A 24,019-nucleotide genomic window follows, 5' to 3' on the forward strand; every position below is an offset into this window, starting at 1 on the left:
CGCGACTCATCAAAAAAAATGTTCACAAGGGCAAAAACATATCGTTTTCGGTGCTTTATTTTTCGCCATAGACTACCCCTAACGATCCATCTTGAGAAGTGAAGAACTGCATGCACCACGCGACCTTCTAGGTGTGAACCCTATGTGAGCCACGAACGGCATTGCGGCTTGTGCGGCCATCTGCTCGCGCATTTCAAAAAAGATTTTCAAGTCGAGACCAATGTAAAGAGGAGTATTAACCATGATGAAGAGCCTTAAGATGTTCTCAGGAATCGCCTTGCTTGCAATTGCTTGCAATGCCATGGCTGACGATCTGGGCCCCACCCTGCAGAAGATCAAAGACACCGGAATCATTTCGCTTGGCGTGAGATACGACTCGCCCCCGTTCAACTACAACCTTGGTGGTAATCAACAGGCTGGATATTCATACGATATCAGCACGAAGATCGTCGAAGCCGTCAAGCAGCAACTCAATATGCCGACGTTGCAGGTGAAGGAACTGAGCGTCACGTCCCAGAACCGGATCCCGCTGCTGATGAATGGCACAATTGATCTCGAGTGCGGTACGACTACCAACAACCTGGAGCGCGAGAAGCAGGTGGGATTTTCAACCACCATCTTCATCATTGGGACTCGTCTTCTTGTAAAGAAAGACAGCGGCATCAAGGATTGGGCGGACCTGAAGGACCACAACGTGGTTGCTGCGGCAGGATCGACGGGTGAGCGCCTGCTGCGAGACATGAACGACAAGAAAAAACTGGGCATGAACATCATCGGCGCCAAAGACGTCGGCGAAGCATTCTTGATGTTGGAGTCTGGCCGTGCGGCCGGATACATGGACGATGACGCAATCTTGTACGCTGAGCGCGCAAAGGCGAGATCGCCCCAGGACTGGACAATAGTCGCCAAGCCTTTCACGCGGGAAGCTTACGGCTGCATGCTCAGAAAAGATGACGCGTCGTTCAAGAAGTTGGTGGACAACGTTATTTCCAGAATGATGACGGATGGTTCGATCAATAAGCTCTACACAAAATGGTTTATGCAGCCGATCCCGCCACGAGGATTCAACGTTGATTTCCCGATGTCCGCTGATATGAAAACGCTTATCGCCAACCCGAACGATAAGGCGCTTGACGAGTAGGTAGTGTGCCTCTATCGAATATTGACGACCGGAAGGCAGTCGCCTTCCGGTATGGCAAAGACCGGTACGCACAAACTCGTTACACCATCGGCGCGCAGGCGTGTGGCCATGACCAGTGACCACACGAAGCGCAAGATCCATGCTTTACATTTGGCGAACGCCGAAAGACCGCGAACTAGCATGAAGAGCTGCGCGGCCGGGACGCGGTCATACGGATACCATGCCTTACCTCTTCCATTGGGGCGTATTTCTTGAAAGAGCCTCGGCCAGCGAGACGTACCTTGATTGGATAGTATCCGGGCTGAAGGTCACCATCGCCGTCGGGTCGACTTCCTGGATCATCGCCCTTTGCATTGGCTCCATTCTCGGTGTGATGCGCACACTACCAAACAAATGGGCCTCCGGGTTTGCCAGCGCGTACGTTGAACTCTTTAGAAACGTTCCATTGCTGGTGCAGTTGTTTATCTGGTATTTCGTCGTTCCAGAGCTGCTGCCTTGGGGAACAGCAATCAAACAGATGAACCCTGTCACCCAGCAATTCCTGGCCGGCGTCATCTGTTTGGGAACATTCACGGCCGCCCGGATTTGCGAGCTGGTCCGCTCCGGGATTGGTAGTCTTTCGCGTGGCCAGGGAAACGCAAGCCTCGCTCTGGGTTTGACATCTCTACAGACATATCGATACGTCGTACTACCGATGGCGTTCCGCATTATCGTGCCGCCACTCACAACGGAGTTCGTCAACATCTTTCAGAATTCTGCCGTGGCCTCAACCATCGGCCTTCTGGATCTGGCTGGCCAGGGACGCCAGTTAGTCGATTACACGGCCCGTCCTTACGAGTCGTTTATCGCGGTAACGATGTTGTACTGCCTCCTGAACGTGGCTGTCATGATGCTGATGCGCTGGATCGAACGACGCACTCGAGTTCCCGGATATATCAGCACCAAATAAGAGATCAATATGGCCTACGCATTCGATTTCAGTCTGATCAATCCCGCCAACCTTAAAGTGCTTGGCGAAGGCATGGTGGTATCCCTCGAGATTACGTTGACGGGCGCAATCGTCGGCATTGTCTGGGGCGCCATTCTCGCGATGATGCGTCTATCCTCGATTCGGCCGTTGAGCTGGTTTTCGGAGGGGTACGTGACCGTATGCCGCTCCATTCCACTGGTGATGGTATTGCTGTGGTTCTTTTTGATCGTCCCGCAGTTGCTACAGAAGGTATTAGGCCTGTCGGCCGCCTCGGATCTCCGGATGACGTCCTCTCTGATCGCTTTCTCGCTGTTCGAGGCCGCGTACTGCTCAGAGATCATCCGCGCGGGTATCCAAGGCGTTCCACGTGGCCAGCAATTCGCCGCACAGGCGCTGGGAATGCATTATGGACAGGTCATGCTATTGGTTATCCTGCCACAGGCCTTTCGCAATATGGTGCCGCTGCTTCTGATGCAAGGGATCATCCTCTTCCAGGACTCATCTCTCGTCTACGTCAGTGCACTAGCAGACTTCTTCGGCCGAGCCTACGACATCGGTGAGCGCGACGGACGTACGGTTGACATGCTGCTGTTCGCCGGCGTCGTCTATTTCGTGATCTGTTTCTTCGCTTCCCAGTTGGTAAGGCGTCTCCAGAAAAGGGCTTCCATATGATCGAGATAAACAACGTATCCAAGCATTACGGGGCTTTCCAGGTACTAACCGATTGCACCACCCAGGTCGCTAAAGGTGAGGTGGTAGTGGTATGTGGCCCGTCTGGATCAGGCAAATCCACGCTAATCAAGACCATCAATGGCCTGGAACCAATACAGAAAGGCGACATCCTGGTGAATGGGACGCCCGTATGCAGCCCGAAGACGAATCTTTCGAAGCTTCGGTCGAAGGTAGGCATGGTGTTTCAGCACTTCGAGCTATTTCCACACCTGACGATCACCGAGAACCTGACGCTCGGGCAGATCAAGGTGCTGGGCCGCAGCAAGGAAGATGCGACCGATAAGGGCCTGAAGCTGCTCGAACGCGTCGGCCTCAAGACGCAGGCGGACAAATACCCCGGTCAGCTATCGGGCGGCCAGCAGCAGCGCGTGGCCATTGCCCGTGCGCTCTCGATGGCCCCGATCGCCATGCTGTTCGATGAGCCGACGTCGGCGCTGGATCCGGAGATGATCAACGAGGTGCTTGATGTGATGGTCGAGCTTGCGCGCGAAGGGATGACAATGATGTGCGTGACGCACGAGATGGGATTCGCGAAGAAGGTTGCACACCGCGTGATCTTCATGGATCAGGGAAGGATACTGGAAGACACCCCGAAGGATGAATTCTTCGGCAACGTTGAGCAGCGAACCGATCGTGCGAAACAGTTCCTTTCGAGAATTCTCCACCATTGAACTGTTTTCGACGAAGGTTGCACGCTGCCGCGGTGATCTGATGACGGTTGAAGTTTTTTGTTGATCATTCAATCCATCAAAAGAATTGGTGAGTGGCAAGGATATATATTGATTTTCCTCTGAGCGGCTTGCCACTACCATTATGATCACGCTGTAAGTTAATTTAGGAAAACGAATGTTATCGCCCATGCTTTCCAAACTTCTTGGTGCGGTGAAACCTTCACCGACACTCTCCATTACCAAACGTGCGGCCGACATGCGTCGAAGAGGTATCGACGTTGTCAGCCTTTCTCAGGGAGAGTCGGACTTCCCTACGCCCGAACATATCTGTGATGCAGCGAAACGCGCAATCGACTCTGGTGTCACACGCTACACCGACGTTGACGGCACCCCCGAGTTGAAGGAAGCCATCGTTCGAAAGTTTTGGCGTGACAACAGCCTTTCCTACGATGTCAGCGAAATCAGCGTTGGCACGGGTGGCAAGCAGGTTATTTTTAATGCGCTATTCGCCTCACTCAATCCTGGCGACGAAGTCATTCTCCCGGCACCCTATTACGTCTCGTACCCCGACATGGTCCGATTGATCGGCGCTGTGCCTGTCGAAGTCCAGTGCGGCGAAGCACAGGGGTTCAAGATCACTGCAGAGCAGCTTCGCGAAGCCATTACGCCTCGCACCAAGTGGTTGATTCTCAACTCGCCAGGCAACCCCACCGGGGCAGGTTATACGCGCGCAGAACTGGGTGCCCTTGCAGCTGAGCTCCTCAGGCATCCGCACGTTATGGTGATGACGGACGACATTTACGAACACATTCGTTATGACGGATGGCAGTTCTCGACCATTGCCTCCGACGCGCCAGAGTTACGGGAGCGAATTCTTACTGTCAATGGCATGTCAAAGGCTTACTCGATGACCGGATGGCGCATCGGATTCGCCGGTGGTCCAAGGTCGCTAATCGAGGCGATGGCAACCGTCCAGTCACAAAGCACCAGCAATCCCTGCTCCGTCTCCCAAGCTGCCGCGCAAGCCGCATTAGACAGTCCGATGGATTTCATCAAGGAACGCAATGACGCTTTCCAACGCAGGCGTGATACAGCGTTAGAAAAGTTGAACGCGATCGACGGCATTCTCTGCAGGCGCCCGGAGGGCGCGTTCTATCTCTTTCCGTCGTGCCAAGGCCTGATCGGCAGGGCAACGCCAGAAGGAAAGATCCTGCAAAACGATGTTGACCTTTGTGACTACCTGTTCGACTACGCGCGCGTTGCAGTGGTGCCTGGAATCGCGTTCGGCACGGGTGGCCATTTCCGGATTTCGTTTGCTACGTCAGACGAGCGTTTAGCGTTGGGGTGCGATCGAATCAGCCAGGCTTGCGAACTGCTGACGTAAAAATCTGGCGGGTTTTCATCTGCATATAGCTGGACTCTGCACAAGCGTGCTTGCCTGATTGTCAGGCACTTTCGTATCTATTGAACACTAGTGAGTTCTCCATGGACCTGGGTATCAAGAATCGCGTTGCGCTTGTCATGTCAGCTGGCGGTGGGCTGGGCTCAGCCATTGCTCTCGCGCTCGCTCGCGAAGGTGCAAGGGTTGCAGTATCGGATCAGAACAGCAAAGCGCTGGAAGACACCGTATCGCGCATTCGTGCGACCGGAGCAATCGCCCACGGGTTCCATGCCGACCTTGCCGACCTCGAGAGCATTTCGGCCATGGTCGCAGATGTCAGGAGCACGATCGGCGACGCGGACATTCTGATCAACAATTCCGGCGGACCGCCCCCCTCGCTGGCCGCAGGCGTGCCACCAGACCAATGGCGAAACCAGTTTGACGCGATGGTTGTGTCATTGATGCATCTCACGGACCTACTGTTGCCAGCGATGAAACAGAAAGGCTGGGGCCGCATCATCACCAGTACATCTTCAGGCGTCGTCGCACCGATACCCAACCTGGGCATGTCCAATGCGTTACGTCTGGCCCTGGTGGGCTGGTCGAAGACGCTGGCCAATGAAGTCGCCGCCGACGGCATCTGCGTCAATGTCGTCCTGCCAGGACGAATCGCTACCGACCGCATCCGCTCATTGGACGAGGCGCGAGCAAGCCGTGAAGGCAAGACCTATGAGGAAGTCGTTGCCGCGAGCACGGCGTCGATACCTGTGCGGCGCTACGGCAAACCCGAAGAATATGCCGACACAGTGGCCTTCCTCGCCAGCGAACGCGCAGCTTTCATTACGGGGTCCGTCGTACGTGTCGACGGCGGCATGATTCCCAGCATTTAATCAACATTTTTAAGGAACAGATGATGGAAACAACGCCAGTAGTGCGAAGCGCCGAGGATCGCGAGGCCATTCGCCAACGCTTCCTGTTAGTTGATACGTCCAACGTCGCGGACGTGCTCGACACGCTCGGTTTGTTCAACCAGGGGCTCTCGTCAGTCCTTACCCCATATCCAGCCTCCAGCGGCAAGCTGGCAGGCTGGGCATATACGATTCGCGGCCAGATGTCACCGTATGAGCTCGGTGGCGACCCGGACAAGATGAAAGCCTGCTCGGGGGTGTCGACAGGTGATGTCACCGTCTGGAGCGGCGACGGGGAAGGCGTCTGTTATTTTGGCGAGCTCATCGCCATCGGAATGAAAGAACGAGGCTGCGTAGGGTCGTTAGTCGACGGCGGCATTCGCGACATTCGCTGGATTGCCGAGCAGGATTTTCCGGTGTTCGCGCGCTATCGCACTCCGGTACAGTCCATTGCGCGCTGGAAGGTCAATGGCTGGCAAGTGCCCGTCAGCGTGCGTGGAGCCACTTCTCAGTGGGTCACGGTGCGCCCTGGCGACTTCGTGCTTGGCGACGAAGATGGCGTGCTGGTCATTCCAAACGACATGGTCGATACCGTGCTGGTTGAAGCGGAACGTCTGACGGAGAAGGAACGCCTTATCCGCACGGAATTGCAGCAAGGCCTTAGTCTGGCTGAGGCGTTGGCGAAGTACGGACATGTCTGATCAAGCGGCTTCGCGCGGTTAAACTGCCGTAGCCTTCAGGAATGGCCCGTAAGAGTCGAGCTGCAGTCGTTCAGCTCGACTCTACGACAGTCGCTTAGTGGTCGAACTCCACTCGATGCAGATAAACCAAGCACCTTACACGAGGAAGGTGCTGCACTTCAGAATTGATCGCGCCCTCCCAACGAGTTTCTGCACACATCGAATGTCTTACGAAGGCACGCAACAGCAAAGTCGCCGACTGCATGCGTCGTGTAGTGTCCGAGGCTCAGGCCGTCTTCGTCGAGTCCAAGTGTGTTCAGAACATGAGACGGTTCGGCCGCTGCGGAATAGCATGCAGACGTCGATGAAACTTCAATCTGTTCGGTCAGCATGAACGAGAAGAAGTTTTCCAGCCCGACCGTGAGACTTACGATCTTGGAATACGCGTAGCATGCGCGGCATTCTGCGTGACGTCGCGTAGAGCAAGCGTTGACGCAACAAGATATTTGCTGAGCTCTCCGATCCGTTCGGCCTCGCAAACTTTGGTGCCGGGTGACGGTGGTGCATTGGTAACTCCTGTGCTAACCGCAGCGCACTTTGGAACTGCACGACCAGTGCAAGAAGTCCAGATGTTGGCCGACAGACCGCCGCGGCGGCATCGCATCCGTGATGGCGTTGAGCTTGCAGCGCCTTCAAACTGATTGCAATGGGCCCGTTCGCTCAGTCCGAGAACGACGGCCGGTGAAACGCGCGGGTAGCCGCCATATTGCTCTCCTGAAGACATCCAATGGCCACCGAAAAGTCCCTCACAGGCGTTCAGCTCTTTTCACTGGTCAGGCCGAGCAGCGAGCTGGAGTTGTCGCTTCAGCGCGTCAATGTGCCCCCACCGAGACGCTACGAGGTCACGGTAAGAATCGAAGCGGCTCCGATCAATCCGTCCGACTTCGCGCTTCTGTTCGGCGCCGCCGACGTGAGCTCGGTCAGGCTGTCGGGCACGACGGACAGCCCCATCGCCACGGCGTCGATTCCCGATTTTGGGATGAAGGGCATGGCGGCCCGACTCAACTTACCGCTACCTGTGGGCAATGAAGGTGCCGGCATAGTCATCGCCGCGGGCGCGTCGGCCGACGCGCAAGCGCTCCTTGGCAAAACAGTGGCCCTGCGCGGCGGCGCGATGTACGCGCAGTACCGGAATATCGCTGCAGATCAGTGCCTCGCGCTGCCGGACAATGCAACGGCGGCCGAAGGCGCGGCCAGCTTCGTCAACCCCCTCACTGCGCTTGGCATGATCGAGACCATGCAGCGCGAAGGTGTTACCGCGCTCGTGCACACGGCGGCAGCGTCGAACCTCGGACAGATGCTCAACCGGATCTGCCACAACGACGGCATCGGGCTCGTGAACATCGTGCGCAAGCCAGAGCAGGCAGACCTGCTCAAGTCGATCGGCGCGGCGCATGTGTGCGACACCAGCGCGGCAACGTTTGCCCAGGACCTCACCGACGCGCTCGAGTCCACCGGCGCGACGATCGCATTCGATGCGACCGGCGGGGGCACCCTTGCCAGTCAGATCCTTGGCTGCATGGAAGCTGCAATGAATAGAACCGCCAAACCGTACAGCCGCTACGGGTCGACGACACACAAACAGGTCTACCTCTATGGTGGGCTGGACACGAGCCCGACCCAGTTCGTCCGCAATTTTGGCATGGCGTGGGGAATGGGTGGCTGGTTGCTGACTGCGTTCCTGCAGCGGGTCGGACACGAAGCCGTGCAGCTGATGAAGCGGCGCGTGGCGGCGGAGTTGAAGACAACCTTCGCAAGCCACTTCGCGGGCGAACTGTCGTTGATCGAGGCACTTCAACCGGAATGGATCGCGGCGTATGGCCGACGCGCAACGGTTCTAAGTTCCTGACCAATCCCAACAAAGACCCGGCCTGAACCGGAGATCACGCGAATGGAATATCGCAAGCTGGGGCGCACTGGTCTGCTGGTCTCGAGGGCTTCGTCGGTGGCTCCTTCATCGGGGAGTTCCGGAACGAGAAATCAACGCGGCACTCGGTGAGTACCGCCAGGGACCGCGGAGTCGCCACCTTTTGCTCGGCCGACACGTAGTACAACAGGTGCGCCGAGGTGTTGTTCAGAACGGCCATCCGCTCGCGGCGCGACGAGGTGAACCCGGTCAGCAACCCAGGCATGCGATTGAGAATCGCCGACGCTCCGAGTTCGAACGAGAAGTGGAAGGCGACGCCGCGGCGAGTCGGTGTCGACAATACCCTGTTCATGAAGAAGGGCAAGCGTCTGCATTATCCGCTTGATGTAATCCTTTCGTGCGTGCGCTGGTACGTTGCCTATCCGCCGAGTCTGCGCCACCTTGAGCAGATGATGGCCGAGCGAGGAATTTTGGTTGACCATTCGACCGTGCATCGCTGGGCGCTCAAACTGTTGCCAGTGCTGGAGAAAGCGCTCCGACGGTGCAAGCGGGCGGTCGGCAGGAGCTGGCGTATGGACGAAACGTACATTCGGGTCAGAGGAGAATGGAAATATCTGTATCGCGCAGTAGACAAAGGGGGCAACACGATCGATTTCCTGCTGCGCGCCCATCGTGACAAGGTTGCGGCCCGGCGCTACTTCGAAAAGGCGATCGCCCAGAACGGCGAACCGGAGACCGTGACGACTGATAAAAGCGGATTAAATCTGGCAGCGCTACAGGCGCTCAACGCTGAACGTGAGGCACCGATCAGGATTCGCCAGAAGAAATACCTGAACAACGTCGTCGAGCAGGACCACCGTGCTATCAAGCCTCGAACGCGACCGATGCTGGGTTTCAAGAGTTTTCGTTGTGCACGCATCATTCTGGGCGGCATCGAGCTCATGCACATGATCGTCAAAGGCCAGATGAAAGACGGCGGGATCGCGCAAACTCCTGCCCAGCAGTTCTATTCGCCGATCGCATCAGTAGTCCTCATCATATCAACATTTGTTTGACCCGCCTTCCTTATCGCGACAAAACCCACTGATCACCACCACACTGTTGTTCGAGTGCAGGTCTATTCCGCAGAACTCCATGTCGGCCTCCGTCAGGTAAAAACGGTTTGTCACACCCTGACTCTACCTCCGCGCCTCTCGCCGCGATGCCGAGGCCCGCTACATGATTAGCAATGCCCTCGCGCATAGGGGCAAGCTGGCACCTTAACATTATGAGGCTTGAAAGGGCGACCGAACGTTAAAACTCCACGAGCGTCGCGCGGGTAAAAGCCTCGATGTTGTCGAGCAAGGCGTCGAGTGTGTCCCCGGCCGCATCGACGTTACCTTTGGCGATCGCCTTGGCAACCGCACCATGAAGACGTGCCATCTCAGGAAGATCGGCCGCTTCCCTGTAATGTACGTACCAGAACCGTCTAGCCAGGCCGTGCATCAAGCGCATTGCAGCCTCGGCGAATTCATTTCGCGCGGCGATCAGGCATAGCTCGTTGAATTCGCGATCGAGCCGCACAAAGCTGACATCATCATTCGCCTTAGACGCTTCCTCGAACTCCTCGGCCAATTGCGCGAAAACGTCGCGCTCCTGGGGCGTGGCGCTCTTGGCGGCACTTCGGCAAATCAGGCGCTCAACCTCCCTGCGCGTTCTAAGCAGCTTTAGCTGCTTTTTCACATCTATCTCGGGAACCAGCAGGCCGCGCTGGGGCATGATCACGATCAGGTGCTCCCGTGCCAGGCGCTGAATCGCCTCGCGAATCGGCGTGCGACCGATGCCCGTCATTTCACTGAGCGAGAGCTCGGAGACCGTAGAGCCCGGCGCAAGCTGCAGCGTTACTATGGCCTCTTCGATCTGTGTATAAGCCTGTTCAGTCAAGCTCTCTTTGGCACCGGGCCGCTTGTTGCCCGCTTTCGGCGCGCGTGCGGGCGTCGACGGACGCGCACGAAGCGTTTTCGGTTGAGCGACGGCCTTTCGGGCAACGATATGTTCAGCCATGGGTACACCTGCAGATGCGTTCATCAGATATCCGCATTGTATCGCAGTTGCTTCACAGTGTTCTCGTGTGTGGCGAGCGTGCGCCTATTGCGAAAGAGCCTCGAGCGGGCGCCCCTTCGTCTCCACACCCAGGATCACTACGACGGCTGCCGCGATCACGAACGATATTGCACCGAGGGTGAAAACACCTGATTGACCCGTATGAGGCAAGACCATCCCGACAATGGACGGACCCAGCAACGAGCCAAGGCGCCCGATCGAAGATGCAAAGCCTGCTCCGGTCGCCCGGATACGCGTTGGATACAGTTCCGGTGTGTAGGCGTAGAGCACCGACCACATTCCGAAAAAGAAGAACTGCATGCATAGGCCGGTGCCGACCAACTGAATCAAAGGTGCATGCGTGGCCGCCGCCTGCCCGTATAGATACGCAAACGCAGCGCTGCCTAATAACGCGAGCGCACACGTCGGTTTGCGGCCCCACGCCTCCAGTAGCCACGCGGCAAACATAAATCCAGGAATGCCTGCGAGCGAGATGATGATCGTATAGAACACGGACTTGGCTATTTCATAACCTGCGCTCTGCAGCAGCGCGCCTAACCACGTTGTCAGGCCGTAGTACCCGAGGAGCGCAAAAAACCACAGGGACCACGTCATGACGGTACGGCGTGCATATCCATCGGTCCACAGTTGTACGAAACGTGCTGCACGGGGAACTGCAGAGACAATTGCCGACGACACGGCCGCAACCGGTGGCAGATCCCTTCCGCGCAAGCATTTCTTCACACTCGCCTCGATGCTCGCAACAACCGAATCGGCTTCGACCACCCGGCCCGCGCTTTCCAGCCAACGCGGCGACTCCGGCACATAACGCCGGACAACGAAGACGAAGACCGCCGGTACGGCAAGCGCGATGAAGATGCCTCGCCAGCCGATCATCGGCAGCAGGAAATAAGTGGCAATGCCTGCGGCGATGAACCCAATCGGCCAGAAGCCCTCGAGCACAGCCAGATACCTGCCGCGATTTTTGGCCGGGACAATTTCCGAGACAATCGACAAACCGATCGGAAACTCCATTCCCATTCCGAATCCAAGCAGTATCCGAAACACCATCAGCCATCCGACGCTGGGTGCGAAGCCACACAGCAGACTCCCTACTCCCCAAAATAGCATGCTGACCTGGAACACCGGCTTGCGTCCGAACCGGTCCGCCAACATACCCGCAATCGCCGCGCCGATCAGCATGCCAAGGAAGCTGGAACTGGCGAGCATCCCGGCCTGTGCCGAACTCAGGCCAAACTCCGCTTTGATCGAGCCCAGCACGAACGTCATGATGCCGAGGTCCATTGAATCAAACAGCCACGCGGTCGCAATGACGGTGAAAATCAACTTCTGATAACGCGTGAGGGGCAACCTTTCCAGCCGCGCAGCTACTCCGTCTCTCACGTTGACTACGGCAGGGTTATGCATTTCCATTGTCTCTCTCCAGCCTGTCGAGCAGGTATTTGCGGAATATATTAATTCGTAATACTTATAATTGTGCCATAAAAATCAGATCGTTAATTATCGAACGAAGGTCATTCAACAGTTGACACAGGTACTACAAGCAGCCCCTGAAACGGGGCCGCTTACCGGGGCCGTTTAGTTAAATTGCTGTCATGACTTGACGCTCGTTTTCGGAGAGTTCCGGTCCGTCGAGCGTCACACGTGAGTGGTCGTTTCTGAATTTGGCAATCACTGGCCGCAGCTCTTCCTTGACATGTTTGTCGCTATATCCATTGAAAAGCGTTCCAAGGAAACCACGACGCAAATCGCTCGACCCCAACACCCAATCAGCAATGGGAAAGGTGAGGTTCATGTTGTACTTCATCATGATTCCCATATTGTGGTGCGCGGTATGGTGACGGCGGATCGTATTGATAAACGGCATGTTCCGGACGAACCAGTTCTCGTGAACGTGGCAGCAGTAGTGGAACGTCTCATACACCAGATACTGCGCGACCATGGTCAGAAAGACGATGCATCCCGCGTTCAGGTCAATCAGACGGGAAGCCGCGAAACCCAGGATCGTTCCTCCAACACCAAGCGTGATCAGGACGCGCCACGGGAAAAACACGATGCGAAACTCGCGCGTCGTATCAATCGTCGGTTCAATATCCGAGAAGTACTGGTGATGCTCACGAGTGTGCCGCTCGTAGATCGCCCGCAGGGCAAAAACGTCAATGCGACGGTGCATCACGAAGCGATGCATGCCCCATTCGACAAAGTTGCCTGCAAGAAAGATCGGAATAACGAGAAGCCATTCCCACCGCGCTGCGTTCAGATGCGACAGGCAGTAGTAGATCGCCGCAGCGCCCGTCAAATACATCACCGAAATGTGCAGCAGTCCGTTGTACATCGGACTGATATTTGCCTTGTAGTTCTCACGGAATTTTCGTTGTCGCTCGGTCATCATGATTTGTCTCCTGTTGCGTTAGCCGATACTAATATATTAGTTGAATACTAGATTCGATCAAGTAGTTTATTAGCTTCCCTTCTAGGGAATTTCCCTAGATCGCCGTGATAGGCATTTCGCACAATCCGGCTGTACGCCTCCTCGACATCGGGTACCGGAAATGACTTCGCAAGACGCGTCACGGTGAGCCCGTCGCGGGTCAGCGAATCGAGTGAGCCCTCCCCGATTCCGAGGTCCCTGAGGTTTGTCGGGATACCCAGGTCGGCAACGAGGTCGCGCAAAAACTCACATAGCGCGCGCGACGTGTCGTCAGGGTTTTCGCCGCAAATACCGAAGATCTGCGCGATCTCAACCATCTCCACCGGGCGATACGGACTAAGCGCTTCCATCGCGTACGGGAGGACCACCGCATTCGTAGTGCCGTGCGATCGGTGCGTCAGGCCCGCGACTGCATAAGCAATGCCGTGCATGGCATTCAGACCGGCACTTCCATAGGACAAGGCGGCGTAGATGCTCGCGTAACACATGCCGGTCCGTGCTTCGACATCATCGCCGTGGTCATAGCAACGTTTCAGGAATCGCGCGCATAGCGAAATGGCTTCGCGCGCGAACAGCATGGTCAGAGACGAGCGACCGCTGTATCCGGGATCAGGATGACCGTTCCGATCGTATTGCGCGGAGTCCAGCGTCAGATATGACTCGATCGCGTGCGTCAAGGCATCGATCCCTGCGTCCGCGGTCACGCGCGGTGGACAGGTGAACGTGAACTCGGGGTCGATAAGGGCAATTTGCGGACGCAGCGAGTTGTCCATCACCGCCACTTTGGTGGCGTTGTTCGGATCGAGCAAAATCGCACCGGGAGTCGCTTCCGAACCGGTACCGGCAGTCGTAGGAAGCGCAATCAATGGAATGGGATTGTCCGCCGACGTCAGGCCACCGACAAAGTCCCGCACCGGTCTTCCAGATGGCAGGGTAATACAGAGCGCCTTTGCGAGGTCGATGTTGCTCCCGCCACCCAGCGCGACGACATGATCGGGCGCTGCGCCCTTCAAGGCCTCTCGCACAGACTGTGTGGCGCTGTCGCAGAGTGTGGTGGTGGGGTCAGGCTCGCCGCCGTCGAATACGATCGTTTCGATTCCGAGCAGGGAAGCGGATTTCACGTACTCGTCCACCCACCGGGTGGACGTCACAAAGAACCTGTCGGTCACGAACACGCCTTTGCGGTATCCGAGGTGGGCGACCAGGGCCGGAAGCTCGGCGCGTGAGCCAGCACCAATAATCAATCTTCCTGGCGGGCAAAAATGAATGAGGTCTTCTGTTCTCATATGAACTCCGTGGAGAATTAATGGCCAACGAAACGGCGTATGGCTTTCGCGACCAGGTCGGCGTGTGTGACGGGCAAGGTGTGCCCGGCGTCGATAAAAATCTGCCGTTGAGCACCGCGGATTTCTTGAGCGAGCGAATCCGCGCATGAACTCGGACAATCGGTGTCCTGAGAACCGTGCAGAACCAGCGCCGGGAGATCAAGCCGTTCGAGAACGGCTCGTTGATCAGTCGATCGAATGGCTTGCCAGGTCCACGCTACCGCATCGTGGTCTGCTGCCTCCTTCAACTCGAGGCGCTTTTCCCGCGTTGCAATCTCTTGCAGCAGCGACCTTTCGTCCTCTGCCCTGAACCAACGGACCTCGCGTATCGCGCCTGTTCCAGATACCAGAATGACGCCCTCCGGCCGCCGCACGTCTGAACGCGACAGGTATTCAAGCGCTACCGATACACCCATGCTCCAGCCCGCTAACCAGTAGGGTCGCCCCCGAACTTCGAAATTGATCGCGTCAGAAAGATCATCGGCAAACGCGCCGAGACCGTAATCCTCGGCCGATAAGCCGCGTGCAGCTCGGCCTCTGCCCCTCAGATTTGGCAATATGAACGTCGCCTCTTTCCGCAAATTCCGGGCGACCGGCATCCAGACCGAACGCGTTCCCTGAATGCCATGCACGGCAACGACAAGCGCCGCACCTTCTCCCACCGTGGTAATGTCCATATTCGCTCCGTATGCTGCTTATATCCCACTAACATATTAGACCGATGTCAGCGATGTGCGTCAAGCGACATTTGTTTATCAAGCACTTTTCTTCACGGGACGGCCCCATTGATAGCGGATCCGGGGTATCTACCTGACAGAAGTATTTCGCCGGACAGCAGTGAATCAATGGCGCTTGCCCGGCGGGCTCGACGCATCGACGCGTTTGCGCAGAAATTGAGACGCGAGATGCCTGGCTGCACTTTGCTGACGGACAAGGAGGATGTCGCGCCTTACGAATGCGACGGTCTTGCCGCATACAGGCAGTTACCGCTCGGAGTCGTGCTGCCTGAGTCGGAAGCGCAGGTTCAGGGGGGCCTCAGGCTTTGTGCGCACCATGGCATTCCGGTAGTGCCACGTGGCGCGGGTAGCGGCTTGTCGGGCGGCGCCATGCCACTTCGCGAAGGCGTGGTGCTTTCGCTTGCGCGCATGCGCAAGATTATTAATGTCGATCCTTACGCCCGCACGGCCACCCTGCAACCCGGGGTGCGCAATCTCGCGATTTCCGAAGCAGCGTCACCGTACGGGCTGTATTACGCTCCTGATCCGTCATCGCAGATTGCATGCACCATCGGCGGCAACGTCGCTGAGAACTCCGATGGAGTGCATTGCTTGAAGTACGGCCTCACCGTCAACAACGTGGTGCGCGTGCGCGCCGTTACGATGGACGGAGAAATCTGTGAATTCGGTTCGCCGGGGCTCGACTTGCGGGCAGTACTGATTGGCAGCGAAGGCATGTTCGCGATCGTGACCGAGGTGACCGTCCGCCTGATCCCGAAACCTCAGGTCGCGCAAGTCGTGAGGCGAGTTTCGATGATGTCGAAGTCGGAGGTGCGGCTGTGGCAGCGATCATTGCAAGCGGGATCATCCCGGCGGGACTTGAAATGCTCGATCGCGCCGCAGCGCAAGCTGTAGAGGAGTTCGTGCATGCAGGCTATGACACGGGCGCGGCGGCAATCCTCCTTTGCGAGTCGGATGGAACGCCAGAGGAAGTCGCCGAGGAGATCGAACGGCTCACTACGCTGCTCGAAACGCAAGGCGCTACGCGTATCGAAGTTTCGACCTCGGAAGCAGAAAGTTGCAGCGCCTCAACCCGGCAGGCGCTCTTCAGGACGTTGAAGAACATTTCTATTTCCCACCTCGCGCGGTACCAGTCAACGAGTTCGATGAGCGCATGCGCATCGCCCGCTTCGCGGTTGGTCACAAGACGCCAGATGACGGGCTTCACACCCGCTGGCGCATCCACTTCATATGCCTCGACGCAGGGGAGCGTGACACCGGCACGCCCGGGCAGCGTGATGCGCTGGCTACGCAGTTCCTGCCTCACTTCACGCGCCTTCTGGCCGCTGCGCCCGGGCAGCACGAAGCTGATGTGGCCAACCACCTCACTGGCGTGCGCCGTCTCCCACAAACTCGCTTCGCCCTTCAGGGCACGATTGTGCTGCGAGCGCATCAACCAGTCCGCCGGTTCACCCAGTTCCTGGGTACGCTGCATGAGCGCGGCGATGTCGCCTTCACGATCGGCCACATACACCAGTCGCGTGTCAGGCAGCGCCCGTGCCTGTTCGGCCACGATTTCATAGCTTTCGATCCACCGCACACTTTTCCCTGACACCGCCACGCCTGCCGTTTGCATCGCGTGGCTCGCGCGCCCACCTCCATGCGTTCATCACACCCAGCGGCTCCCGATCCGGTGTCACCGCATAGGTCGCGTGAAGATACATGCCCACCTGTGCTTCATAACTGAGCGGGCCGGCCCCATCGATGTCCTAACCGTTAAAGTTCAGGTCTGTCGTATCGGCAATGCAAAGCACCACCGGCAACTGCCCCATGCGCGTCGTGGGACGGTCCCAATGCGGCTGCATCATGTCGCGCCAGTCGATGCGCTCATTGCCCAGAAAGCGATATGCCGCCATCGTCTCGGCCCAGCCTTCGCACGCGCCCGGAATGCTGGCCGTGGGCCGGCTGGCGAACCGCTAGACCAGCTCCTTCGCGCGCCGGTCTCGCCGTGGATCACCCAAATCCAGCGTCTCAAATTCCTCGTCCACCCATGCTCCCGCGTCGTCTCGAATCTTCATGCCGAAAATCCGAGAGTAAACGCGAAATCCGCGTTGTTAACAACCACCTCCTGGCTGATTTGCTATCCAGCATCATTTCCAGGCACGTCGATTTGTGTATAAGGAGGTGGGGTTAACTCCCATCCCTCATGCACCAGATTCATAGCGCGCATTTTTGGCTCGAATTTGACCGGCCTTTTCGCCGGTCATATTGTGGTGCCATGTCGTTGAGACCTGTCGTCCGGCCTCGCCGTAACGATGTTCGCACCGCTTCTTCAGCCCATCCGGAAGCGGGGACCATAACTTCAATGTTCTTCCCCAATCCATGAATCCTGACGCTTTGCACCCCGAACTCAGCCCGCCCGTTGCATCGCCGCGATCCGCGCGTCCAGTGGGAGCAGTACGCCGCGCCGTGACGACTGCGGTACTCGGCCAGATTCTCGAGTGGTACGACTTTTTCCTCTATGGCACCGCTGCGGCACTGGTGTTCGGCAAGCTGTTCTTTCCGGTGGGCAGCGATCCTCTTACGGGCACCATCGCAGCGTTTGGTGGCTTCACGGTGGGCTTCATCGCGCGTCCGTTTGGCGGCGTGCTGTGCGGCCACATTGGCGATCGTTATGGCCGCAAGCTCGTGATGATGCTGACCCTTCTGACGATGGGCACCGCCACCGTTCTGATGGGCGTGCTTCCTACGTATCACCAGATCGGCCTTGCGGCACCCGTCATGCTGGTCTTGCTGCGCATTCTTCAGGGACTCGCCGCGGGCGGCGAATGGAGCGGCAGCATTCTGCTCATCCACGAAAACGCGCCGCCCTCGAAGCGCGGTGCGCTCTCGGCATGGAGCCCGTGTGGCGCCGCGCTCGGCTTTGTTCTATCGACGGGGGCATTCCTGTTGGTGCACAACCTTGCATCCGATGACTTCATCAGCTGGGGCTGGCGCCTTCCGTTTCTCGGCAGCGCCGCGCTCGTCGCACTCGGTTTGTGGATGCGTCGCTCGGTCGGTGAAAGTACTGCCTTCGCCGAGGTCAAGGCAACGCGCCATGAAAGCCGCATGCCGGTCGTCGAGGTGCTGCGCCAATGTCCGCGCCAGGTGCTGACTGTATTCGGCCTGCGTTTCGGCGAGGGCGGTGCGTCATATATCTTCTTCGCGTTCTCGATCGCCTATGGCCAGTTCCTCGGCGTGAAATCGAACTGGATTCTCGGCGGCCTGACCATCTCCATGCTGCTGATGATCCCCGTCTCGCTGCTCTCCGGCTACGTCACGGACAGGATTGGCCGCAAGCCCGTCTATCTCGCGGGCGCCATCGCGCTGGTGCTGGTTGCGTGGCCCTACTTCGCGCTGCTCGGCTCGGGAGAATACTGGAAGGTCATCACCGCGCTCGTGCTCGCCAACAGCGTGACGTTGGGCATTCTCGAAGGAGCGCAACCCGCTTTCATCAGCGAGATGTTGCCGGTCCACCTGCGCTTCTCGGGGCTCGGCATCGGACGCGAGGTTTCGTCGGTGCTCGGCGGCGGTCTTTCACCAATGATCGCCACTGCCCTTCTCGCGCATTACCGCAGCGCCGTACCGGTTGCGATCTATCTCGGCGTGCTCGGTCTCTTCACTGTCGCCTCGACGCTGCTGGCTCGCGAAACCTACCCTAAAGCGATGCGCCTCAAGGCGCGTCAGATGTCGGCATGACATCGTCCATCTCTATCGACAAGGAGTAACCCGCATGCACGCCGCCCATAGCGCCAACGCCGGTGCAGGCACCGCCGAACAACGGTTCATCGATGCACAGGAGCACTACCCGCAATACGCGGGACCGCTCTCCCTCGATGAACTCATCATTGAAGTCGAACGCCGCCGCGACGAGTTCGATGGACTATCGCACGTGCCGCCCGACATGGTCGGCAAGATGAAGCGCGCCGGCATTTTCCGCGCAAGTACGCCGAAGCGTTTCGGCGGCGACGCACTCCCTCCACCGCGTTTTCTCGAAACGCTGGAACGGATAGCGATAGCAGACGGGTCGACGGCCTGGGTCGCCGCATTCGGCTCGGCCAACACATACCTGGCTTCGCTGCCGATCGAAACTCAGGCTCGCATTTATACATCCGGTCCCGACCAGGTTTTCGCGGGCGGGTTGTATCCATTGCAGAAAGCCGAGCGCGCGCCGGGCGGCTTCCTCGTCTCGGGGCAATGGCATTTCGCGAGCGGCTGCAAGGGCGCCGACTGGATCGGCGTGGGGATTGGCGGCACACCCGCCAACGCGGGCGATACCAATGCGGGCAAACCCTTCACGGCCGTGTTCCCGGCGAGCGAAGTGGAGATCGTCGACAACTGGAACGTAGTCGGCATGCAGGGCACGGGCAGTCACGACCTGCGTCTGCAGAACAAGTTCGTCGATGAAGCGTGGACGTTCGTTCGTGGCGGCGCAGCGTTGATCGACGAACCGCTCTACCGCTATCCGGCCGTCGCCTATCAGGCGCAAGTCCACGCTTCGGTCAATCTCGGCCTCGCGCGCGCGGCGCTCGACCTGCTCGCGTCGATGTCGGGCGTCACCAAAACGACCACAGGTGCGCCGCGTCTCGCGGATCGCGCGTACTACCGTTCGGGCCTGGCGCAAGCCGAGGCCAGTCTGCGCAGCGCGCGCGCCTTCTTCTTCGAGGCCGCGGAAACGTCCTGGCGCACCATACTTGCGGGCAATCCCGTGTTGCCGGCAGAAGCCAACCTGCTGCGTTTGTCGGCGACCCATGCCGCGCACGCGGGCGCCGAAGTCGTCATGCAGGCCTACAAGATGGCGGGCATCAACGCGATCTACCGCGAGAGCCGCATGCAGCGCCTGGTGCGCGACTCCATCGTGGTGACGCAACATGCGTTTCTTGGCGAAGGCACCTATGACGCATCGGGCGCGATCTTCGTCGGCATTCCGCCTGTCACGCCCTTTCCCTGACATGCGAGGAGCAATCGCTATGACGAACGATAAAGATCAGACCCGTACGCAGTTCCGCAATGCGATGGCCGCGCTGGGCGCGGCGGTCAACGTCATCACGACCGATGGTCCGCGTGGCCGCTGCGGCATCACTGCAAGCGCGGTCTGTTCGGTGACGGACTCTCCGCCGACCATGCTCGTGTGCATCAATCAATCGAGCTATGTGCACGACATTCTGTCTGGCAACGAGCGCGTGTGTATCAACGTGCTGGGCGCCGATGCCGAGGAGGCTGCGCGCGTGTTCGCGGGCATGACCGGCTGCTCGATGGACGAACGCTTCGAGCGGTGCGCGTCGCGCTCGGGCTGCTCGGATGTCCCCGTGCTCGACAACGCGATTGCGACGCTCGAAGGCAGAATCGCCGACAGCAAGACTGTTGGCTCGCATTCGGTCTTCTTCGTGCGGGTCGATCACATCGGCACGCGCGAGCATGGCGACGGTCTCGTCTGGTTCGGCAGGCAATTCCATCGGCTCGCGCGAACGAGCGCATCCTGTGGGGTGGCCTGATCATGCAAGCTTGTCTCTTTCTGATTGGGCAAAGCGGACCGGAGCCGCTAGTCGATGTGCAAGCGCTGCAACGCGCGGCGACGGGGATCGACGGCTTACGGCGGTTGATCGTTCACGAACCGGTGTCCGGGCAGATCGATCCGCGGATCGCCGCGCCAGACGATGCGCCTTCGTGCGTACTTCAGTGCTACTTCGACGAACTCGCGCCCCTTGAAGCCGCCTTGCGTTCCGATGGCGCGATACACAGCGCGCTGCGGACAGCGGCGCGCGCCGAGTTGCAGCGCGATACCTTCAGGCAGCAGATCATGGCGGTGCGCAAGTTCACGCCGCCGGCCGCTCCGACCGAAGACGAACAGCGCACGCAGCGGTGCACTTATCTCGTCGCTTACGAAGGCCCAGCCGAAGACCTCAACGCGTGGCTCAAGCATTACCTGCAGGGGCATCCGCCGCTCATGCTGCAATTGCCGGCAATCCGCGAGGTCGAGATCTATTCCTGCCTCGACGGCACGAGCGGCTTGCCCTTCGTGCGAGCGCAGGCCATGCAGCGCAACAAGGTCGTATTCGACGATCCAGGCGCCCTCGCGAACGCACTCGCCTCACCCGTGCGCGACGAGATGCGACGCGACTTCCATACTCTGCCTCCCTATCAGGGCGCCGCGCCGCATTTTGCAATGCACAGCAAGTGCGTTAATCTCGCAACACACTAACCGGCCGTTGAGCGCAGCGCGGCCCACTTTCGTCCGCGAGTAACGGGCATGAACAAGCCGAACCTCGGCATCGCCGACCTCAACCTGCTGCGCGTGTTCCTTGCTATCTGGGACCTGCGCAGCCTCACCGCAGCTGGCGACCGGCTGGGACTGACGCAGCCCGCCGTCAGTCACGCGCTGCGCCGCTTGCGTAACCTGTTCGAAGATCCGCTATTCGTGCGCAGGCCCACCGGCATGGTACCGACCGAGGCCGCCTTCCGGCTCTATCCGCCACTCGCTCAGGCTTTGTCGATCATCAACGACGCGGTGCAACAGCATGCGAAGTTCGATCCCGCCACCGCGCGCCGCGAGTTCCGCATCTCGATGTCGGACATGTCGGAGTTCTTTTTTCTTCCGCCACTCATCGCGCTGCTCGATCGCGACGCGCGCGGCATTCGCATCGAAGCCGCCAATATTCCGGTCGAGTCGGTGAGCGCGGCAATGCGTGCCGGTGAGATCGATCTTGCGCTCGGCTACGTTCCGGGTCTCGACGCGGGCTGCGTGAGCCAGACGCTGTTTGTCGACGAACATGTCTGCATGGTGCGCGCGAGTCATCCGTTACGCAAATCGAAGCCGAGCCGCGAAGACCTCGCCGCGCTACGTTATGCGTATGCCAGCACCAATGCCACCGGTCATCGCATGGTCGAGCAATGGCTCGACGAGTTGAACTTCAAGCGCGACGTCGTGCTCCGTCTGCCGCATTTCGTCGTGGCACCCGAGATCGTTATGAACACGGACCTCGCGGTGATCTTTCCGAGGAGCATCGCGCGCCGTTTCAATCGCGGCAAGGCGTTTCGCATCGTGCCCTTGCCGTTCGCCCTGCCGCCCATCGAAATCCAGGTTCATTCGCACACGCAATTTGCCGCCGATCCCGGCATTGCGTGGCTGCGCGGAGTCATCCATAGCATGTTTCATCAGCCGGTCGCGTGAAATCGGCGACCCGCATTTGCGGCGCTGATACCGCAACGTCTTTTTTTCCAATTTGACGGCTGCCTGGCGCCACTCGACACTGCCTGCCATGCGAAGCCTCCTGAAAGGCTTCCTGCCCTCAATACAACGATGCGATCAGACATCGCAACCCATCAATCTTCGTCCACAGCCGAGCGCAGCACGGCGCCCACGGACCGCGTACTCAACCGTATCGTCATCGCGTCGGTCGCCGGCAATCCGACGGAGTGGTACGACTTTTTTGTCTACTGTACGGCTGCCGCCCTCGTGCTTTACGCGGCATGGCGTCTATTCGGCGTGGGTGGCGGATTCGTGCTTTCTTCGGCCGCGTTTCTCGCGGTGCATCCTGAAAGCCGCGACTTCGAGAACGCCAAACAATCCGGCAAGACGTCGCACATGCCTGTGCTCACCGGCGAACTGTCCAGCACCGAGGTGCGCTATTCGGGCGTCGCGCTCGGGCATGACGTGGCGTCCATCTTCGCGGGCCGGCCTCTCCCCGCTCATCGCCACGGCATTGTTGGCGCATTACCACGCGTCCTGGCCAGTTGCTCTGTTTCTTCTCGTGTCAGGTCTCGTTGCGGTCGTGACGCTCAAGTTCACGCACGAACGCGGCACCGGCAAGTCCTCTTTAATTCCACGCCATCCATTCGGCCGCTGTCAACCGCGCGAACGCTTCGGCACGATATCGTTGGCTTCATTGTGGTTGTTGCGAAGGTAGTGAAATTAATCTCACTGATGCCTGAGAGACTTTTTAATCTATTTCTCTTATTCATTGCTTGAGTCTAATCTCGACCCATCGTCCCCAGGAAAAAGTCACACGAAGATAATCATGCAAGCTCAAAACCTGAAAGTCCGGGTCGACGCCTTGCGCGAAGAAGCGCATGGCGTGCGCTCATTCATCATTTCTCGCGTCGATAACCTGCCGTTTGAACGTCACGAGCCCGGCGCACATATCGATGTCACGAGTCCCTCGGGGGTCGTCCGACAATACTCCCTGTGCGGCGACCCTGAATGCCTCAAATCGCAAACCTTCGCGGTGAAGAAGGAAGGACAGTCGCGTGGCGGGTCCCGCTCTCTTCACGACGAAGTCAACGTAGGCACCGAGTTGTCCATCGGTGCGCCGCGCAATCTTTTCCGACTCTCCGAAGACGCGAGCGAACACATCCTGATCGGCGCGGGCATCGGCATTACGCCGTTACTTTCGATGGCGTATCGCCTCTCCGCAAGGAATGCGCGCTTCACGCTGCACTACTTCGCGCGCAGCAAGGAGCATGCAGCTTTCATGGCGCTGCTCGTCCGCCCGCCGTTCGATGCACACGTGCAGTTTCATTTCGGGGTTGAGCGGGAAGACCTTCCCGCGCGGCTCGATGCCTGTTTGCGTGAGGCCGGCAGCGACGCGCATCTCTACACCTGCGGCCCGGGTCCATTCATGGACCTGGTGGTGCAAAGCGCGCAGACGCGCCTGCCGGCAGACGCGATTCATCTGGAGCGCTTCAAGGCAGAGCCCGCCGCGCCATCAAACGACGCGTCGCTCGACAGCTTCGAAGTTCAGATCGCGAGCACCGGGCAACCCGTGCATGTGGACGCGAAGCGTTCGATCGTGGATGCGCTCGCGTCGATTGGCATCGAAGTGGATACGTCGTGCGGCGAAGGCGTGTGCGGCACATGCATGGTCGATGTGGTGAGCGGCGAGCCGGAGCACCGTGACCATTGCCTGAGCAAGGCGGAGCGCGCGAGCAACAGCGTGATCTGCTGTTGCGTCTCGCGTTCACGTTCGCCGGTGCTCGTGCTCGACATCTGAGCCGC

General features: G+C 58.7%; 20 protein-coding genes and 5 pseudogenes. 17 read left to right on the plus strand and 8 right to left on the minus strand.

The features are described 5' to 3' along the window. Positions 1–259: 259 nt before the first annotated feature. The 9 genes and pseudogenes from KHO31_RS22460 to KHO31_RS22500 all read left to right on the plus strand — a co-directional run bounded on the left by KHO31_RS22460 (position 260) and on the right by KHO31_RS22500 (position 9,465). Entirely contained in the window at positions 260–1,141 is an 882-nt protein-coding gene (locus KHO31_RS22460; protein ID WP_407945957.1) for a glutamate/aspartate ABC transporter substrate-binding protein, read from the plus strand. A 220-nt stretch (positions 1,142–1,361) separates the two neighbouring features. Beyond that, positions 1,362–2,090 (plus strand): amino acid ABC transporter permease, encoded by a 729-nt coding sequence (locus tag KHO31_RS22465; RefSeq protein ID WP_201085405.1) that lies wholly within the window; start codon positions 1,362–1,364, stop codon positions 2,088–2,090. 9 nt (positions 2,091–2,099) lie between these two features. Continuing rightward, positions 2,100–2,783, plus strand: a complete 684-nt coding sequence (locus KHO31_RS22470; protein ID WP_201078208.1) for an ABC transporter permease subunit — start codon at positions 2,100–2,102, stop codon at positions 2,781–2,783. Then, positions 2,780–3,514 carry an amino acid ABC transporter ATP-binding protein gene (locus tag KHO31_RS22475; RefSeq protein WP_201085404.1) on the plus strand — a complete coding sequence of 245 codons (735 nt, stop codon included), beginning with the start codon at positions 2,780–2,782 and terminating at the stop codon, positions 3,512–3,514. The genes KHO31_RS22470 and KHO31_RS22475 overlap by 4 nt, the downstream gene beginning before the upstream one ends. Positions 3,515–3,701: 187 nt before the next feature. After that, complete coding sequence (locus tag KHO31_RS22480) at positions 3,702–4,898, plus strand: pyridoxal phosphate-dependent aminotransferase (RefSeq protein ID WP_236060922.1); 1,197 nt, start codon at positions 3,702–3,704, stop codon at positions 4,896–4,898. 101 nt (positions 4,899–4,999) lie between these two features. Continuing rightward, entirely contained in the window at positions 5,000–5,785 is a 786-nt protein-coding gene (locus tag KHO31_RS22485) for an SDR family oxidoreductase (protein ID WP_201078202.1), read from the plus strand. A gap of 20 nt (positions 5,786–5,805) precedes the next feature. After that, the gene (locus KHO31_RS22490) at positions 5,806–6,504 is read left to right on the plus strand and encodes an RraA family protein (protein WP_236071396.1); all 699 of its coding nucleotides are present in this window, start codon (positions 5,806–5,808) and stop codon (positions 6,502–6,504) included. A 766-nt stretch (positions 6,505–7,270) separates the two neighbouring features. Continuing rightward, positions 7,271–8,418, plus strand: a pseudogene (locus tag KHO31_RS22495) (zinc-binding dehydrogenase). Positions 8,419–8,760: 342 nt separating this feature from the next. Beyond that, positions 8,761–9,465: an IS6 family transposase gene (locus KHO31_RS22500; RefSeq protein WP_201085569.1), complete on the plus strand. Its 705-nt coding sequence runs from the start codon at positions 8,761–8,763 to the stop codon at positions 9,463–9,465. Between the two features lie 238 nt (positions 9,466–9,703). Here KHO31_RS22500 and KHO31_RS22505 read toward each other — a convergent pair whose 3' ends face one another. The 5 genes from KHO31_RS22505 to KHO31_RS22525 all read right to left on the minus strand — a co-directional run bounded on the left by KHO31_RS22505 (position 9,704) and on the right by KHO31_RS22525 (position 14,946). Beyond that, complete coding sequence (locus KHO31_RS22505) at positions 9,704–10,453, minus strand: GntR family transcriptional regulator (protein ID WP_201123218.1); 750 nt, start codon at positions 10,451–10,453, stop codon at positions 9,704–9,706. Between the two features lie 84 nt (positions 10,454–10,537). After that, positions 10,538–11,920: an MFS transporter gene (locus KHO31_RS22510; RefSeq protein ID WP_407945958.1), complete on the minus strand. Its 1,383-nt coding sequence runs from the start codon at positions 11,918–11,920 to the stop codon at positions 10,538–10,540. A 175-nt stretch (positions 11,921–12,095) separates the two neighbouring features. Continuing rightward, a complete protein-coding gene (locus KHO31_RS22515) occupies positions 12,096–12,905 on the minus strand; it encodes a sterol desaturase family protein (protein WP_201085399.1) in 810 nt (269 codons plus the stop codon). 47 nt (positions 12,906–12,952) lie between these two features. Then, complete coding sequence (locus tag KHO31_RS22520) at positions 12,953–14,230, minus strand: iron-containing alcohol dehydrogenase (RefSeq protein WP_201085398.1); 1,278 nt, start codon at positions 14,228–14,230, stop codon at positions 12,953–12,955. Positions 14,231–14,247: 17 nt separating this feature from the next. Further along, positions 14,248–14,946: an alpha/beta fold hydrolase gene (locus KHO31_RS22525; protein WP_201085397.1), complete on the minus strand. Its 699-nt coding sequence runs from the start codon at positions 14,944–14,946 to the stop codon at positions 14,248–14,250. A 168-nt stretch (positions 14,947–15,114) separates the two neighbouring features. Between KHO31_RS22525 and KHO31_RS22530 the strand changes: the two are divergent. Further along, positions 15,115–16,061 (plus strand): annotated as a pseudogene (locus KHO31_RS22530) (FAD-binding protein); the annotation flags it as partial. A 56-nt stretch (positions 16,062–16,117) separates the two neighbouring features. On the opposite strand, the pseudogene KHO31_RS39875 reads toward KHO31_RS22530, so the two are convergent. The 3 genes and pseudogenes from KHO31_RS39875 to KHO31_RS22540 form a co-directional block, all read right to left on the minus strand. After that, positions 16,118–16,621 (minus strand): annotated as a pseudogene (locus tag KHO31_RS39875) (IS4 family transposase); the annotation flags it as partial. 133 nt (positions 16,622–16,754) lie between these two features. Next, positions 16,755–16,901, minus strand: coding sequence for a hypothetical protein (locus KHO31_RS22535; protein WP_236060971.1), 147 nt, complete (start codon positions 16,899–16,901; stop codon positions 16,755–16,757). Between the two features lie 24 nt (positions 16,902–16,925). Then, a pseudogene (locus KHO31_RS22540) lies at positions 16,926–17,063 on the minus strand (IS4/Tn5 family transposase DNA-binding protein); the annotation flags it as partial. A gap of 304 nt (positions 17,064–17,367) precedes the next feature. On the opposite strand from KHO31_RS22540, the gene KHO31_RS22545 reads away from it, so the two are divergent. The 7 genes and pseudogenes from KHO31_RS22545 to KHO31_RS22575 all read left to right on the plus strand — a co-directional run bounded on the left by KHO31_RS22545 (position 17,368) and on the right by KHO31_RS22575 (position 24,014). Continuing rightward, positions 17,368–18,723: an MFS transporter gene (locus KHO31_RS22545; protein WP_236060934.1), complete on the plus strand. Its 1,356-nt coding sequence runs from the start codon at positions 17,368–17,370 to the stop codon at positions 18,721–18,723. A gap of 34 nt (positions 18,724–18,757) precedes the next feature. Next, positions 18,758–19,975 carry an acyl-CoA dehydrogenase family protein gene (locus tag KHO31_RS22550; protein ID WP_201085394.1) on the plus strand — a complete coding sequence of 406 codons (1,218 nt, stop codon included), beginning with the start codon at positions 18,758–18,760 and terminating at the stop codon, positions 19,973–19,975. Positions 19,976–19,994: 19 nt separating this feature from the next. Further along, positions 19,995–20,519, plus strand: coding sequence for a flavin reductase (locus KHO31_RS22555; protein ID WP_201085393.1), 525 nt, complete (start codon positions 19,995–19,997; stop codon positions 20,517–20,519). A 2-nt stretch (positions 20,520–20,521) separates the two neighbouring features. Continuing rightward, the gene (locus tag KHO31_RS22560; protein ID WP_201085392.1) at positions 20,522–21,226 is read left to right on the plus strand and encodes an EthD domain-containing protein; all 705 of its coding nucleotides are present in this window, start codon (positions 20,522–20,524) and stop codon (positions 21,224–21,226) included. A 48-nt stretch (positions 21,227–21,274) separates the two neighbouring features. Then, positions 21,275–22,195 carry a LysR family transcriptional regulator gene (locus KHO31_RS22565; RefSeq protein ID WP_201085391.1) on the plus strand — a complete coding sequence of 307 codons (921 nt, stop codon included), beginning with the start codon at positions 21,275–21,277 and terminating at the stop codon, positions 22,193–22,195. Positions 22,196–22,609: 414 nt separating this feature from the next. Beyond that, positions 22,610–22,931 (plus strand): annotated as a pseudogene (locus tag KHO31_RS40045) (hypothetical protein); the annotation flags it as partial. Positions 22,932–23,042: 111 nt separating this feature from the next. Further along, a complete protein-coding gene (locus tag KHO31_RS22575) occupies positions 23,043–24,014 on the plus strand; it encodes a PDR/VanB family oxidoreductase (RefSeq protein WP_201085390.1) in 972 nt (323 codons plus the stop codon). Positions 24,015–24,019: the final 5 nt, after the last annotated feature.

Origin of the sequence: Paraburkholderia domus (assembly GCF_905220705.1) — a bacterium.
In the GTDB taxonomy this organism is placed as follows: Bacteria; Pseudomonadota; Gammaproteobacteria; order Burkholderiales; family Burkholderiaceae; genus Paraburkholderia; species Paraburkholderia domus.

Coding starts and splice junctions, on each gene's coding strand:
- KHO31_RS22525 (WP_201085397.1), bottom strand. CDS start 14,946: ATGGACATTACCACGGTGGGAGAAGGTGCGGCGCTTGTCGTTGCCGTG.
- KHO31_RS22535 (WP_236060971.1), bottom strand. CDS start 16,901: ATGGCGGCATATCGCTTTCTGGGCAATGAGCGCATCGACTGGCGCGAC.
- KHO31_RS22575 (WP_201085390.1), top strand. CDS start 23,043: ATGCAAGCTCAAAACCTGAAAGTCCGGGTCGACGCCTTGCGCGAAGAA.
- KHO31_RS22515 (WP_201085399.1), bottom strand. CDS start 12,905: ATGATGACCGAGCGACAACGAAAATTCCGTGAGAACTACAAGGCAAAT.
- KHO31_RS22460 (WP_407945957.1), top strand. CDS start 260: ATGTTCTCAGGAATCGCCTTGCTTGCAATTGCTTGCAATGCCATGGCT.
- KHO31_RS22485 (WP_201078202.1), top strand. CDS start 5,000: ATGGACCTGGGTATCAAGAATCGCGTTGCGCTTGTCATGTCAGCTGGC.
- KHO31_RS22505 (WP_201123218.1), bottom strand. CDS start 10,453: ATGGCTGAACATATCGTTGCCCGAAAGGCCGTCGCTCAACCGAAAACG.
- KHO31_RS22470 (WP_201078208.1), top strand. CDS start 2,100: ATGGCCTACGCATTCGATTTCAGTCTGATCAATCCCGCCAACCTTAAA.
- KHO31_RS22555 (WP_201085393.1), top strand. CDS start 19,995: ATGACGAACGATAAAGATCAGACCCGTACGCAGTTCCGCAATGCGATG.
- KHO31_RS22560 (WP_201085392.1), top strand. CDS start 20,522: ATGCAAGCTTGTCTCTTTCTGATTGGGCAAAGCGGACCGGAGCCGCTA.
- KHO31_RS22565 (WP_201085391.1), top strand. CDS start 21,275: ATGAACAAGCCGAACCTCGGCATCGCCGACCTCAACCTGCTGCGCGTG.
- KHO31_RS22550 (WP_201085394.1), top strand. CDS start 18,758: ATGCACGCCGCCCATAGCGCCAACGCCGGTGCAGGCACCGCCGAACAA.
- KHO31_RS22490 (WP_236071396.1), top strand. CDS start 5,806: ATGATGGAAACAACGCCAGTAGTGCGAAGCGCCGAGGATCGCGAGGCC.
- KHO31_RS22545 (WP_236060934.1), top strand. CDS start 17,368: ATGAATCCTGACGCTTTGCACCCCGAACTCAGCCCGCCCGTTGCATCG.
- KHO31_RS22500 (WP_201085569.1), top strand. CDS start 8,761: ATGAAGAAGGGCAAGCGTCTGCATTATCCGCTTGATGTAATCCTTTCG.
- KHO31_RS22475 (WP_201085404.1), top strand. CDS start 2,780: ATGATCGAGATAAACAACGTATCCAAGCATTACGGGGCTTTCCAGGTA.
- KHO31_RS22520 (WP_201085398.1), bottom strand. CDS start 14,230: ATGAGAACAGAAGACCTCATTCATTTTTGCCCGCCAGGAAGATTGATT.
- KHO31_RS22465 (WP_201085405.1), top strand. CDS start 1,362: ATGCCTTACCTCTTCCATTGGGGCGTATTTCTTGAAAGAGCCTCGGCC.
- KHO31_RS22480 (WP_236060922.1), top strand. CDS start 3,702: ATGCTTTCCAAACTTCTTGGTGCGGTGAAACCTTCACCGACACTCTCC.
- KHO31_RS22510 (WP_407945958.1), bottom strand. CDS start 11,920: ATGCATAACCCTGCCGTAGTCAACGTGAGAGACGGAGTAGCTGCGCGG.